This window comes from Flectobacillus rivi, assembly GCF_030056655.1.
GTDB classification, from domain to species: domain Bacteria; phylum Bacteroidota; class Bacteroidia; order Cytophagales; family Spirosomataceae; genus Flectobacillus; species Flectobacillus rivi.
This window is the reverse complement of sequence record NZ_JASHIE010000004.1, coordinates 310,525-324,744: the sequence shown is the minus strand read 5'-3', so window position 1 is coordinate 324,744 and position 14,220 is coordinate 310,525. Positions and strand designations below refer to the sequence as shown.

Here is a 14,220-nt window from a genome sequence, read left to right as displayed (position 1 = left end):
TTTAAAAGGTATTGTTTATAAAAAATGGTTAATGGCTACCGCCACCTTTGCCAAAGTCAATGGGATTGCTTTGGTAGCGAGATTGTATTTTTTTGAAAAAAAACAAAAGTGTTACTAGAATTCCCATTGGAATCAATGAGAAATAAAAGGCTGTCTGACCTCCAAAAGCTTCGAAGATATGACCAGTAATAAATGAACCAGTTGTACCGCCAAGCGCTGAGAAAATAACAATAAGGCCAGACATAAGCCCATGTTGTTTTTGTGGTAAGGTACTTAGAATAATAGAGTTGATTGCGGGATAGATAGGCGCTATTAAAAATCCAATGAGAGGAAATACAAATGCCACTAAAGGGGCATTTCCCCAGCCAGTAATGGCTTCATTTCCTAAATTTTGTGCAAGCGGTAATGCTAAAATAACAAGACTGCCAGCTGCGATTATACATATAGTTAAGACGAATAACCAAGGGAATTTTCGTAATAAAATTCCTGCAAAAAAGCGACCTAAGGCTGCTGAAGCAGTGAGAATACTTGCCATTTGTACACTCAGTGTTGCAGGTAAATGAAGTACTTTATTGTTGAAAGTTGGCAACCAACTCATAATACTTTGCTCGATAAGTACATAGATAAATGCACTTGCCACGAATACTAGCACCACTGGCACAATTGCCAAACGAAACATTTCGCCAAAAGAACTGCTTTCGCTTTGAGAATCATTATTGGTAGTTTCTGAAACTGGAGTGGTGTATAGTAGCAAAAAAGCAATAATGGCTAAGCCTGCTAACCAATAATATACTTGGGTCCATGAACTTGAACTAGGATTGGTGTCATCAATAAAAAGACTAAAGATGAAGTTGCCTAGTAAGATTCCAATCATAAAAAATGATTCGATGAAGTTCATAAAACTAATGTGTTCTCCTTCGTCTTTGGTTACTAAACCGATAGTGGCATATACTGAAACCTTGATTAAAGCGAATGAAATACCAACAGTGGCAAATAGTAACTTGGTCATCCAAAAGGTATTCATCAAGGGCATGGCAATACTTGCTCCTGCGACTAATCCCAATGCTAGTAACATGGCTTTTTTATACCCTAAACGACCAATAAATGAAGCCATAACAAATGACATGATGGCGATACTCAAATCCTTAAATGCTTCTAAAATACCAGCAGAGGATTCGGAAATATGGTAGGTAGATTGTACCTGCAATATCACCGTACCCACACTGTTGAGTAGCATGGCAAATAAGAAGTAATTAATAAAAAGGGAGAGTTTGAGTCGCCAGTGAGCCATTGGGTGTTATTAGATTGAGAAATAAAAGCGGACTGTGAGTCCGCTTTCTTAGATAAATTATATAAATGGTTAATGACGTACAAATTTAGCTTGTATTTTTAGCGGATAACTACTCTTTTATTACTCATTATTAGTACTGTATTAATATTTTTCTATATAATTTTGAGAAATGATGAATAATCAAGTTTTATTAGAAGTTTTCATTATTCTTTCATTGCTAGAAAATTATTTCATTATGCTTTGGTAATGAGTGCTTTAAAGATAAAAAATGGAACTTCTGTAAAAATTAACACTAAACCAATGAAGACAGGCTACGAAAGAATACAAGCGGATGAAGGCAGCTCATTTAGATTATTACACCAAAGAGTCAAAGCAGAAGATTTTGCATGGGACTATCATTATCATCCCGAAATTGAGATTGTTTGTGTATATGGTGGTAACGGTCGGCGCCATGTGGGCAATCATTTAAGTTATTATCAGGAAGGAGATTTGGTGTTAATTGGGTCAAATGTCCCCCATGGAGGCTTTGGATTTGGGGCTATTGGTGAGCATGAAGAAGTGGTAATACAGTTTATGCCTGATTTTTTGGGGGATGGATTTTTACATAAACCCGAGATGAAAAGCATCAAGAAACTATTAGAACGAGGCTTACAGGGTATCAAATTTGATGGCGCAACTAAGCAAATAGTTTCAGAAGAACTACTTAAAATAAAAGAGATACCGCCCTTTCAACGGATGGTTTATCTGTTGAATCTGTTGGAATTTTTGTCTAATTCGAAAGAGTTTGAGCTATTAAATAAAAGAGAAACGCGCTATGATTTTGGAATGCGTGATCAACTTCGTTTGCGCAAAATCTATCAGTTTGTAGAAGAAAATTTTACTACAGAAATCGAGATTCAAAAAGTGGCTGAATTAGCCAACTTGACTGTGCCTGCTTTTTGTAATTATTTTAAGAAAAACCTTAATCAGACATTTACTGATTTTGTGAATGAATATCGTGTCAATTATGCCTGTAAGTTACTCAATGAAGGGCGTACGGTAGCCGATGCTTGTTTTGAAAGCGGATTTAATAATGTATCCTATTTTGGACGGGTATTTAAAAAACTAAAGCAAGTACAACCTTCCCAGTTTGCTTTGCAGAAATAGGGCTCTATCGGGTAAGAGACAGGGCTTTACGAAAATCGAAAGTGTTGCTTAAGACTTTATGAACTTTAAGAACTTGCATGATTTTTTCCTCAATGACATGATTATCAGCAAGATTGGTTAGGTATACCATTAAGATTTTTTTCTGTGGTAACCATAGTACACCATTGCTGAAACCCGAGGTACTGCCTGAATGGTACAGCTCCCAAGTTTTATCTTGCTGGGTAAAAAACCATCCCAAGCCATACTTTAAAGGACTATTGGGGAGAGCGTTTGCTTGTACTTTTTGAAGTTCTTCGAACAAATTAAATAAAGTATTATTAACCAAAGATTCATTCCAAATCTGAAAATCTTTTAAGTTGGTATAAATGCAGCCATCGCCCTTGGTGGCGCTTGTAACACTTTGGTCTGCCAAAATTACTTGATTGCTGGGGTTGAGGGCATATCCTAAAGCACGAAGAGGCATTTTGGAATGAACATTATAGTAATAGGTATTTTTGAGTTTGAGAGGTTTGAAAATATTTTCTGTAACAAATAAATCAAAAGGGATTCCAGTGGTCACTTCGATAATTTGTGCCAATAGACAATATCCAGAATTACTATATCTGAACTCTGTCCCTGGCTCAAAGTAGAGCTTATTTTCTGTCGCTATTAAACTTACTACATCCGCATCCTTAATTTGTATCTGACGATTGGGCGGTATTAAGCTCTCGTAATCTAATACCCCCGAACTATGAGTAAGTAAGTGTTTGATTTTGATGCGATTGGAAACTACTCCGTCGAATTGAGGGAAAAATTTACTGAGCTTATCCTCATAACTTATCAATCCTTTTTTTTCTAATAAAACAATGGCAGCAGCCGTAAACTGTTTTGACATTGAGGCTAATCTAAAATTCGTGAAGGGAGTATTGGCAAGTTTTTGAGATATATCAGCGAAGCCAAAACCTTTTTCATAAAGAAGTTTAGTGTTTTCAATAATCATGAATGCACCGCCCGCCTCTTTTCCTGCAAAATGATGAGAAATCGTTGAATCCAAACTTTTTTTTAACGATTGCCCCAACACATTTTGAGCCAATAGTAAACATAGAAGTAGAATGAATCTCATAGGCTATCGCTGTTGTTTAATATTTCGAATTAAAGTTTCACAATATTGAATATCGGGTTCTGGAATTTTTACTTCTCCACGCATGATTTGGTAGAAGTATTCATCAGAAGTGATTCCCAAATGAAGTTTATACATTTCCCTAAAACGATTCCTTTTTCTTCTTGAACCTTGACCAGCAATATTCTTCCAAAGGCGAGTGATATGTAAGGGCATGTAGTTGGTTTCCATGTCAAATTTACGGTTTCTTGGTTATTTATTGATAATAAATTAGCGAATAGGTTCAAAATTAAGCTGTTAGGTAAAATAAATATCGGAATTGTACAAAAAATAGCTGATAGAAAAAGGTATTTTAAATGACCAAAGTCATTCTGAAGACCAAACTATTCCTCCAACTTGCCATCACAAAATTAATTTCTATCCCAACCTCAAAATTACATACTTATGTCGATTACATCTGCTGAACACGCTCTCAAAGTTATTAAATCTGGTGATAAAGTTTATGTGCATAGTGTGGCAGGAGCGCCACAACACCTGCTTCAAGAAATGGTGAAGTTGGCCGATCACCTCCAAAATGTTGAAATATATCATTTACATACCGAAGGCGATGCACCCTATACGAGACCAGAATTTGAAGGGATTTTTCATACCAATGCGTTCTTCATCGGTAAAAATGTTCGTAAAGCTATTGCCGAAGGGCGTGGTAGTTATATACCCGTTTTTTTGTCTGAAATACCTCGTTTATTCCGTCAAAAAATTATCAATTTAGATGTAGCTCTTATCACGGTTTCAACACCTGATAAAAATGGATTTTGTTCATTAGGTACATCTCTTGACGCAACTTTAGCTGCTCTCGAATCGGCTAAAGTGGTCATTGCGCAAGTCAATCGCTTTATGCCTAGAACCTTAGGTGATAGTCAAATTCATGTGAGTAAAATTGATTATTTGGTACCATTTGACCAACCACTACATCAAGTAACTTGGGGAACACCGTCGGAAATAGAGCAAAGAATTGGAAATAATGTGGCGTCTTTAGTGGAGGATGGCGCAACACTTCAAATGGGTATTGGGAGTATTCCTAATGCTGTATTGGCAGCTTTAGAAAATCATAAAGATTTAGGGATCCATACCGAAATGTTTTCAGACGGCATTATTCCTTTAGTTGAAAAAGGGGTAATAACAGGTCGTTTCAAGAAAAAACATCAAGGGAAAATTGTGTCGACTTTCCTTTGTGGTACTCAAAAGCTCTATGATTTTGTGGATGATAATCCTTTGATTAATATGTTACCAGTTGATTATGTAAATGATACTGCCATTATTCGTCAAAATCCTAAAGTTACGGCTATCAATAGCGCTATCGAAATTGATATTACAGGACAAATCTGCGCGGATAGTATTGGTTACAGAATGTATTCTGGCGTGGGTGGACAGATGGATTTTATGCGCGGTGCAGGTTTATCAGAAGGAGGAAAACCTATTATTGCCATGGCAGCAGGTACAAAGGACGGAGAATCCAAAATTGTCTCACATTTGAAAGAGGGTGCAGGCGTAGTGACTACCCGTGCACACGTACATTATGTTGTTACCGAATTTGGTATTGCTTATTTATACGGAAAGAATTTGGTGGAAAGAGCTAAAGAGTTAATTAAAGTGGCTCATCCCGACCATCAGGAACGTTTGGAGCAGGAGGCTTTTGAACGTTTTAAACATCAATATTCTCAAGGAGTATATATGTATGTTTAGTAGGTTATTGTCTATCAGCTTTCGAGTAAAGTCTCTTTACCTGAAAGCTGATAGACAAAATCTGAAAGCTAGTTAGCGTAGATTTTTTGCTGAAAAACCTTTTTCTCTGAATATACTAAGTAAGCTGTAATCACGGTAGATAATACGAAATAAATACCAACAAAATATCCAACTCCGACCCAATATTGGTTCATCCCAAACCAATCTCCCAAATAGGCTATAAGCCCTAATCCGATAATATTTTTGAACAATTCATACCAAAAAGAATGTGGATTCAAATCCATCATTTCGGTGTAAGAATATATGCTCAAAAAAATAAAACCTCCGTACACAAAAATCAAAGGGGAACCTATTTGTGCCAAATGTCCGAAGAAATATACAATTAAAGCAAAGGTGAAAAAGAATTGGATAAAAGACCAAGTAACCAACTTACGAGAGGTCTCTGGGGTATATTTTTGAAAATGATAAACATCCTCAATTTTGGACAAAGGAAATTTATCCTTTACGTCATCAGGACGCCAGCCTGTAGGCATAAACCAAATTCTGGCTTTATCTATCCAATTTTTTGTATGCCAAGCATCTTGTATCAAAATCCAGATATGATGAAAATTGATTTTGATGGGATTCCAAGTCCGAACAGGAACAGTAATGCCATAAACGCATGGAACAGATGGTAATTCTTCCTGAAAAGTACCAAACATTTTATCCCAAAAAATAAAAATCTGCGAATGGTTTTTATCAATGTACTCAGGATTAATAGAATGATGAACTCGGTGGTGAGAAGGCGTTACCAAGATATACTCTAACCAACCCATGCGATTAATATAAGTCGTATGATACCAAAATTGAGCAAACAAATGCAAAGGCGCTACTGTGGCAATCACAATACTTGGCACACCCAAAAGCGCTGCGGGTAGTAAAAATATAGTAAAGAAATTGATAAAAGTCGAGATACTTTGTCGTAGAGCGCAAGCCAAATTAAATTCCTCACTACTATGATGAATCAGGTGTTGATTCCACAGGAAATTAATCTGATGGCTCAATCTATGTCCCCAATACCCTGTAAAATCTAGGGCAATAAAAGCCGTTATATAAATTGCCCACGTGGATTCTAAATGGTAAATCGCCCAATGTTTTACCATCCATTCGTAGGTAATAATGGAAATACTGATTCCCAGAACATCTTTGATAATGTTAGTATAGCCCGAACTCAAACTCGAAAGCATATCCATGGGCTTGAAGGTATCCTTGTATTTGAACCAACCGTAGGTTTTTTCTAGTAATACCAACAATAAAAAAATTGGCATCGCAAAATTTAGAATCTGACCATACCTTTCCATAATCAATACTATTTAGGGAGTTGATGAACGATGTTTAGTGAATAAACGCTAATTTATTGAATAGTTAAATTTTTTCATAATATTTTACCATTTATTGAATTGTTGAAAAAATGAGGTTTAGATAAATAAAAAAGGCAGCCTTGAAAGACTGCCTCGTTATATAAAGTATTAATGATGAATTATGAGTTATGAATTAGGACTTTACGAAGGACTTGCAACTATTGCGGATTTGGGATTTCTGATTTCGGAAATAAAGAAAATCATCATTGTTTTTTACAAAACACAGAAGGTTACAGTTCCGAAATTCAACATCTGATATCCGAAATTTTTTTTTAATCCTTCGTAACTAGTTATGAAATATAAGATTCCAATTTTCAACACTTTGATTTCACCATCACTTAATTTTTATTTTGCACGATTACTTGAGTGTTTCGCTTCTTTTAGAACTTTTTTGCCTACAGCAACACCATTACATGATTTTGATTACTTCGTACCAGATTTCGCCACGGTTTAAAACGGCTCTGTATTGAATGCCATCTACTACATAATAGGTTTCACCGTTAATCATGAGTTTTTCGTATCCACCAGGAATACTCTCCACCAACGCACCAATGGGAGGGGCTACAGTAGCGTATTCATTGCCATAAGGACGATAGTAAGTTCCATTATAGTAGTAATAGTCAACATTTCTGATTACGACTCTACGGTAATCTCTTGGTAATACATTGACACGAATCCCTACTGGCGCTTGACAAACAACGTATTCTGAATTGTAAGGTTTGTAAAATACCCCTTGATGATAAGCAAATCGGATACCACCAAAGTTTATACTTAAATGACCTGTTGGTAAAGCATTGTAATGTGCATTGCGACTAGGAATATTAGCATATTGCCAGTTTGGACGGGCACGATCAACTACCACTACACGGTCTGGACCACGACGGTCATCACGACGATACTCATCGCGACGATTATCGTTTCGGCGGTTATCGTCACGTCTATCATTTCCACGATTGTCACGATCTTTTTTGTCGTAGCGATAATCAGAATCACGACGATCTTCATGACCGCGTTGTGCTTGAGCTGAAGTCAAGGTGCTTATTAATGCACCAGTTAAAACGAAAGTAAGAATAGGTTTTAAGAAAGACTGCTTACCTACTGTAGGTTTTGCAATGTTAACAAAGTTTGGAGTCATGGCTTTATAAAAATTATGGATTATTACTTGTTTTAATTTTGAGATATTTAGCTCTCTAACGCTGTATTTTGTCTCTTTGATATGTCAAAAGTCTGAGGGTTTAGTGAAAGGCTTAGCATTAACAATCATTAACAAAAAGAGAATTTTCTGCACTCAGCGGAGTCTATGGATAGATTATTAGTTTTGAGTATGATTAAATGGGCAAAAAAAAAGCCCTAACATTTCTGTCAGGGCTTGGGTAATAATAGGGAAATAGCCTAGTTAATAATCTAAAATGCGTTTTACTAGACTAAGCTAAAATTTATATAAAAGTGCTGAATTAGTATTGCTGATTCAGCACTTTAGTTTAATACTCAGTATTTATTAACCTTATTCTTCATCACAACCAATTGGAGCGCCAGGAGCCATTTCTTTATGAGTAGCTACTTTTGCTGCCGAAGGATTTTTCATTCTTTCAACAGCATAGTCCAAATGCGCAGCATAGTCACTTTCTTTCGTATTCTTCTGTGACTCGATATAGGCTTTCAAATCTTTGATAGCTTTGCCACAAACCGCACGAACTTGATAATTAGTTGCTTCGTTTACACTCAATGCCAACAAATGCGTTAACACGATTTGTTCGGTTTGAAACTGTACTTTACGAGCCAACCCTGTGGTTTTAGGCGCTTTCCAAGTTTTTTCAACTAATTGATTTAACATTTCTTCCAATCCCAAACTACTATATCTTGCTTCGTATTCGACCATACGACTCGTACGTTCTGGTTGTAGTAAGAATTGAAGTGGAAAATCTGCTGCTGATTCTGCTGCTGCCAATGGGTCAAAAGCACGACCTGTACGTTTTTTAAACAGTTCACGGTTTGGCCAATAACCAGCAGGACGTGCAGGAATCAATTGGATAATCAATTCAGGAATTGTCAAGGTTTCGGATGAAAGAGTCTGTAATACGGCATCCAACGCTTTTTGTTGTGTTTCTTTACTAACCAAAGTATTAGGCTTTTGTCCGTCACCACGCAAAGCATAGCGATAATCTACTGAACCAATAATTTTGGCAGCTGCCTCTACTTGATAACGGTGGTAATTGTAAATTGGCACCAAAACATCTTCTAAATGAGACATTGGCATGCCTTTACGAATGGTATTTTCTCCAAAAGAACTCAAGGCTTTTTGACGAACAGCCAAGGTATTGTTTAATTCATCAACTGGATTTTTACCATTATCCCAAAGGTGAGCCGTAGGGCTATGGCTTCCTGCTGGACGAGCGTCAATATCTGTCAAGAACAATAATCCTTTCGTATTTGCCTCATCAATAATTTTGTTCAAAGCCGTCTTTTCATCTGTACCTTGAGGAAAATCTTGGTACCCAAACGTAATAGAATATTTATCCCAATCACCGATACCCAAAGCATAAGCATCAGAAAGGTCTACTTCTCCTTTGCTATTGAGTTTGACTGTTGGGTGAGGATAATCCATTACCGAAGCTCTGTTGTTGATACTTGCCGAGTAGTTGTGCATCAAACCTAAGGTATGTCCTACTTCATGCGCAGCTAATTGCTTCAAACGAGTCAATGCCATTTTGAGCATTGGGTCTTTTTCAGGGTCGAGTTTTTCACCCTTTTCAAATGGAGATAACAAACCTTGTGCAATCAAATAATCCTGACGAACACGCAATGAGCCTAATGTTACATGACCTTTGATAATTTCACCTGTACGTGGATCGATAATAGAAGCACCATAAGACCAGCCACGAGTGCTACGGTGTACCCAGTTGATGACATTATAACGTGCATCCATTGGATCGGCATCGTCTGGCAATAATTTTACTTGGAAGGCATTTTTGTAACCAGCCGCCTCATACGCTTGATTCCACCATTGTGCACCTTCCATTAAGGCAGAACGAATGGGTTCTGGCGTACCGTTGTCGAGATAATAAATGATGGGTTCAACTGCTTCTGAGACTTTAGCTTTCGGGTCTTTTTTCTTTAATCTATGACGAACAATATAATACTTGTCGATAGGCTCAGATACTGGCGTCGAATAATCGAAATAAGAAATAGCATTGAAGCTTGAGCGAGGATCAAATACTCTTGGCTTATAGTCAGAATCAGGCAATTGCAAAAAACTATGGTGCACACGCAATGTCAATGCTTCTTGGCTTGGAGCAACTGAGCGAACAAACTCTCCTGCATCTTCTCCACCTACAAAAGTCATGGTAACTTCAAATTCAGAGTTGAGAGGGAAGTTTTTTGTATTGGTCAAATACATCGCAGAACGAGATTTGTCAAGAGAATAACTCCCTTGCTTCATTCCTTTTATACGGTCGGCAATACCCGTAACATCGCTCATGAGAAAGTCTGTAGCGTCAACCAAAACTTTTCCATCTTCTTCTGCTTCTGCCACAAACCCCCAAATAGTTGATGAAGCAAATGATTGCTGCACGGCACGTTTTTCGTTAGCATCATTGGTTAGCGCACGATACTTGTAGTTTGGTTGCGTAAGCAGAATTTTACGACCTATTTTCTGGAAAAATACTACTTTTTCATCGCCTAATAATCCACGGTCTAAGCCAATATCATTAGAACCTAATCCAGCAGGCAACGAAGAATAATACAAAAATTCTTTATCGAACTTGTCGATTTGTAACCAGATTTTTCCTGCATCTTCATCCCAATAAAAAGGTAAAAAACCTTCATATTTCTTAAGACCTTTGGTTTTTTCGGAGATACTCGGAAGTTTTTGAGCAAGAGACGAATAAGTAAAACTTACTAGAAACAATAAAATACTCAATAGTGAAATTTTTTTCATGCGAAAGGTAGTTTGTTGAAAAATACAATTTAGCAGGTAATGACCAAATGAATGTTTTAGTAAAGTGGCGTTCTTGAAAAAATTCATTTGAGTAAATATAAACAGCCAGCATAAGAATTCACAAACTTTCCAGAAAAATCACCAACTTCGCAAGATGAAAGAACAAAATCAACAGCTAAAAATTTGGGGAGGTTTAGGTATCCTTTATTTTGTTTGGGGCTCTACCTACTTGGCAATTCGTTTTATGGTGCAAAGTTTTCCGCCTGTCATGGGCTCTGGAATCAGAAATGTATGTGCGGGAACAATACTGTTTATTTGGGCGATAGTCGCTAAAAAATATACTAAGCCTAGTAAAAAACACTTACTCACCATGACACTCACAGGTACATTAATGATTACCTTGGGAAATGGATTTTTTACGATTGCAGGCAAATGGATTCCGTCGAGTTATGCGGCGCTGTTTTCAGCATTAGGTCCTGTGGTGTTGGTGCTAATGCTTTGGTTTTCGAATATTGAAAAACCACAACCCAAAGTCATTCTGGGTTCGCTACTAGGTATTGTTGGGGTGGGTATTTTGATTAGTTTAAAAAAGCTGGCGCTCAAAGGCTACGAGCAATACTATATGTATGGAGTGGTATTGATGTTAATCGCAACGATCGCTTTTAATGCCAGTATGGTCATTCTCAAAAAAGCCAAATTGCCTTATTCAACACCGCAAGTATCTGGTATCCAAATGATGATTGGAGGAGGTTTGTCGTTAATAATAAGCTTCTTTTTAGGTGATTTTCAGCATTTTGCTCAAATAGAAGTAACCTCAACGGCAATTTTTGCCTTATTATATTTGATTGTGATTGGCTCAATTGTAGCCTTTAACGTATTTAATTGGCTTATCAAGGTGGCTCCGCCAACTTTAGTGTCAACCTATACTTATGTGAATCCGTTGGTAGCAATGTTGTTGGGCTGGTTATTGGCAGGAGAGGAGTTACATCCTTTGATGATTGTCGCAGGTGGAATTATCGTAACGGCAGTTGCATTGATTACTACTTCAAAAAGAAAATAGCTTCTCTTTTCTGAGGGCAAAAAGTACGAGTAGATTTTATATGAAATTTAGTTTAAAATACTGGTAAAGATAGATAGAAAGCCAGCGTATAGGCTCTCACTAACCTTACTGCTGTTTCCTCAAACATTTTTTTAACCGAAGTGTAAGGGTAGATTAAATTAATAATCATCCTGTACTTCTATTTATTGAATCATTTTGATTATGAGTCTATTCAGATAGCTGATAATCCGTTAACCAATAACTTCCATTTACCTATGATCAAAAAAGTTTTATTTTCTATTTGTTTAGCGACCATGATGCAAGTGGCACAAGCACAAACTCAGGAGTTTCCTTTGTATGAAGGAAAGGTTCCTAATACCAAACCCCACAAAAACACAGAAAGCTCAGCAACTGATGCAAACGGTATTTTGAGGATTTCAGAGGTTTCAATACCTTCTATCACTGTCTATCCTGCGCCAAAAGAAACGGCTAATGGAACGGCTGTTATTGTATTTCCAGGCGGAGGATATCGTATTTTGGCTGCCTCACATGAAGGTTCAGATGTGGCAAAGGAGTTAAACAAAATCGGCGTGACAGCCTTTGTTTTAAAATACCGTATTCCTGACTCGACTAAGCAAGTCGACAGAACAATTGCACCTTTGCAGGATGCGCAACAAGCTTTGAGATTCGTGCGTTCGAAGGCTGAATCTTTTGGTGTTAACCCCAATCGTATAGGTATTTTGGGCTTCTCAGCAGGTGGACATTTGGCAGCAACAACAGCAACACATTTTGCCCAACCTGTAGGCGAATTAGCAGATAAAAGCAATGTACGACCTGATTTTGCCGTATTATTATATCCTGTAATCACGATGAAACCTTTTGGACATAGAGGTTCACAGGAACAATTGATTGGCAAAAATCCATCAGAAAGTTTGGTTGCGTTATATTCTAACGAATTGCAAGTGACCCCACAAACACCTCCGTGTTTTTTGGTGCATGCCCAAGACGATGGCGGTGTTCCAGTACAAAACTCTTTGAGATTTTATGATGCTCTGGTAGAAAAGAAAGTCCCTGCTGAACTACATATTTATCCGAAAGGCGGTCATGGATTTGGTCTGAATAATAAAACTACTCCAGATAAATGGTTTGAACGTTTGAAAAGTTGGATGGATTCAAATGGATGGTTGAAGAAATAACCATTTACCAAACAGCTTCTTTGATAAGTACAAAAATAGCCTCAATCCGAGGCTATTTTTGTATCTTTGCACTTTGAAAGTTTAAAGACGATTCTAGTGAAAAATCAGATAGCACAATTTTGTGAACAAATTCAACAGGCAGTTGAGCAAAAGTCTTTGGTAAAAGTCTCTTTGGGCAATTATCAGGGCAATGAGCCTGCTTTGAAGAACATTTATATACGTTTAGTTTTAATTAAAAACATTGAAAAACTAGCGTTTACTTTTCGATATAAAACCAAGGATATTGTTAAAAACTTCGATTTGGCAGAGGGCTACAAATCCATTGCTGAATGGCTGGAAGAAGGTTTTAAAGTAGCAACACTCATGAGTACCGAGTCTGATTGGCAATATGAGGCACTGAAAAATGGAAAAGTTATCCTTAAGCAAAAAACAGCAAGTGTGATAGCAAAACCATCTTTGGAGCATGACAAAGAAAAGAAAAGATTGATAAAGCCAACAGAAAAAGCCTATCTGGTAGATTTGAAAATTACGGATGAGCAAGGTAATGTTTTCAAAAATGCTCAAGATAAATACCGTCAAATCAATCACTATGTAGAGATTTTGAGTTCTTTGATTAAGGATTCAGCTATCGAAAACTTACACAAAGTGGTAGATATGGGTTCAGGAAAAGGGTATTTGACCTTTGCTTTGTACGATTATTTACACAATACTTTAGGCTTAAAAACTCAAGTTCAGGGAGTGGAATATCGTCAGGATATGGTTGACTTATGTAATCAATTTGCCCAAAATGCAGGTTTTGATGGTTTGAGTTTTACGCAAGGAACCATTTTAGATTATGAGCAAAAAGACATTAGTATGTTGATAGCCTTACACGCTTGTGATACCGCTACTGATGACGCCATTTATAAAGGATTACAGTCTAGTGCCGAGTTGATTGTTGTAGCACCTTGTTGCCACAAACAAATCAGAAGAGAAATAGAGAAAAACAAAGCACAAAATGAATTGAAGTTTTTGACCAAATACGGCATCTTTCTCGAACGACAAGCCGAAATGGTAACAGATGGAATTCGTGCATTGATTTTAGAATATTTTGGTTACAAAACCAAAGTTTTTGAATTTATCTCAGATGCACACACCCCCAAAAACGTTTTGGTTGTAGGTATTAAATCTGGTATTAATCCAAAACGTCAAGAAGAAATTTTGCAAGAAATTGCGCAGACCAAAGCCTATTTTGGTATCGATTATCACCATTTAGAAAGGCTTACGCAATTAAGCAAATAGGTAAGAAGAGGTTATAAATTAATAGTATATTCGTTATTTGAAGGGGTTTATAATCAGATAATTACATCCCAATAGCAACATAAAATAC

11 protein-coding genes are annotated in these 14,220 nt (G+C 37.0%); 5 read left to right on the top strand and 6 right to left on the bottom strand.

The annotated features are described in order from the left end of the window. Positions 1–28 precede the first annotated feature (28 nt). Complete coding sequence (locus QM481_RS07375; RefSeq protein ID WP_166549029.1) at positions 29–1,291, bottom strand: MFS transporter; 1,263 nt, start codon at positions 1,289–1,291, stop codon at positions 29–31. Between the two features lie 300 nt (positions 1,292–1,591). Between QM481_RS07375 and QM481_RS07370 the strand changes: the two genes are divergently transcribed. Further along, entirely contained in the window at positions 1,592–2,437 is an 846-nt protein-coding gene (locus QM481_RS07370; protein WP_166549028.1) for an AraC family transcriptional regulator, read from the top strand. 4 nt (positions 2,438–2,441) lie between these two features. Here the strand turns inward: QM481_RS07370 and QM481_RS07365 are convergent, their stop codons facing one another. Then, on the bottom strand, positions 2,442–3,539 hold the full coding sequence (locus QM481_RS07365) for a serine hydrolase domain-containing protein (protein WP_283381269.1): 1,098 nt from the start codon (positions 3,537–3,539) through the stop codon (positions 2,442–2,444). A gap of 3 nt (positions 3,540–3,542) precedes the next feature. Then, positions 3,543–3,767 (bottom strand): hypothetical protein, encoded by a 225-nt coding sequence (locus tag QM481_RS07360; protein ID WP_095162737.1) that lies wholly within the window; start codon positions 3,765–3,767, stop codon positions 3,543–3,545. Between the two features lie 213 nt (positions 3,768–3,980). Here QM481_RS07360 and QM481_RS07355 point away from each other — a divergent pair, with 213 nt between their 5' ends. Further along, positions 3,981–5,279, top strand: a complete 1,299-nt coding sequence (locus tag QM481_RS07355; RefSeq protein ID WP_283381268.1) for an acetyl-CoA hydrolase/transferase family protein — start codon at positions 3,981–3,983, stop codon at positions 5,277–5,279. 68 nt (positions 5,280–5,347) lie between these two features. On the opposite strand, the gene QM481_RS07350 is transcribed toward QM481_RS07355, so the two are convergent. From QM481_RS07350 to QM481_RS07340, 3 genes are all read right to left on the bottom strand, one after another. Then, entirely contained in the window at positions 5,348–6,619 is a 1,272-nt protein-coding gene (locus QM481_RS07350) for a sterol desaturase family protein (RefSeq protein WP_283381267.1), read from the bottom strand. A 469-nt stretch (positions 6,620–7,088) separates the two neighbouring features. Then, positions 7,089–7,814, bottom strand: a complete 726-nt coding sequence (locus QM481_RS07345) for a DUF6515 family protein (protein ID WP_283381266.1) — start codon at positions 7,812–7,814, stop codon at positions 7,089–7,091. Positions 7,815–8,183: 369 nt separating this feature from the next. Beyond that, a complete protein-coding gene (locus tag QM481_RS07340; RefSeq protein ID WP_283381265.1) occupies positions 8,184–10,616 on the bottom strand; it encodes a zinc-dependent metalloprotease in 2,433 nt (810 codons plus the stop codon). 154 nt (positions 10,617–10,770) lie between these two features. Between QM481_RS07340 and QM481_RS07335 the strand changes: the two genes are divergently transcribed. The 3 genes from QM481_RS07335 to QM481_RS07325 all read left to right on the top strand — a co-directional run bounded on the left by QM481_RS07335 (position 10,771) and on the right by QM481_RS07325 (position 14,132). Further along, positions 10,771–11,676: an EamA family transporter gene (locus tag QM481_RS07335; RefSeq protein ID WP_283381264.1), complete on the top strand. Its 906-nt coding sequence runs from the start codon at positions 10,771–10,773 to the stop codon at positions 11,674–11,676. 254 nt (positions 11,677–11,930) lie between these two features. After that, positions 11,931–12,851, top strand: coding sequence for an alpha/beta hydrolase (locus tag QM481_RS07330; RefSeq protein WP_283381263.1), 921 nt, complete (start codon positions 11,931–11,933; stop codon positions 12,849–12,851). A 96-nt stretch (positions 12,852–12,947) separates the two neighbouring features. Continuing rightward, positions 12,948–14,132: a class I SAM-dependent methyltransferase gene (locus QM481_RS07325; RefSeq protein WP_283381262.1), complete on the top strand. Its 1,185-nt coding sequence runs from the start codon at positions 12,948–12,950 to the stop codon at positions 14,130–14,132. The last annotated feature ends 88 nt before the right edge of the window (positions 14,133–14,220 follow it).

Bases quoted from the DNA above. Each gene is read 5' to 3' on its own strand.
- QM481_RS07360 (WP_095162737.1), bottom strand. From the start codon at position 3,767: ATGGAAACCAACTACATGCCCTTACATATCACTCGCCTTTGGAAGAAT.
- QM481_RS07355 (WP_283381268.1), top strand. From the start codon at position 3,981: ATGTCGATTACATCTGCTGAACACGCTCTCAAAGTTATTAAATCTGGT.
- QM481_RS07365 (WP_283381269.1), bottom strand. From the start codon at position 3,539: ATGAGATTCATTCTACTTCTATGTTTACTATTGGCTCAAAATGTGTTG.
- QM481_RS07375 (WP_166549029.1), bottom strand. From the start codon at position 1,291: ATGGCTCACTGGCGACTCAAACTCTCCCTTTTTATTAATTACTTCTTA.
- QM481_RS07335 (WP_283381264.1), top strand. From the start codon at position 10,771: ATGAAAGAACAAAATCAACAGCTAAAAATTTGGGGAGGTTTAGGTATC.
- QM481_RS07330 (WP_283381263.1), top strand. From the start codon at position 11,931: ATGATCAAAAAAGTTTTATTTTCTATTTGTTTAGCGACCATGATGCAA.
- QM481_RS07340 (WP_283381265.1), bottom strand. From the start codon at position 10,616: ATGAAAAAAATTTCACTATTGAGTATTTTATTGTTTCTAGTAAGTTTT.
- QM481_RS07350 (WP_283381267.1), bottom strand. From the start codon at position 6,619: ATGGAAAGGTATGGTCAGATTCTAAATTTTGCGATGCCAATTTTTTTA.
- QM481_RS07370 (WP_166549028.1), top strand. From the start codon at position 1,592: ATGAAGACAGGCTACGAAAGAATACAAGCGGATGAAGGCAGCTCATTT.
- QM481_RS07345 (WP_283381266.1), bottom strand. From the start codon at position 7,814: ATGACTCCAAACTTTGTTAACATTGCAAAACCTACAGTAGGTAAGCAG.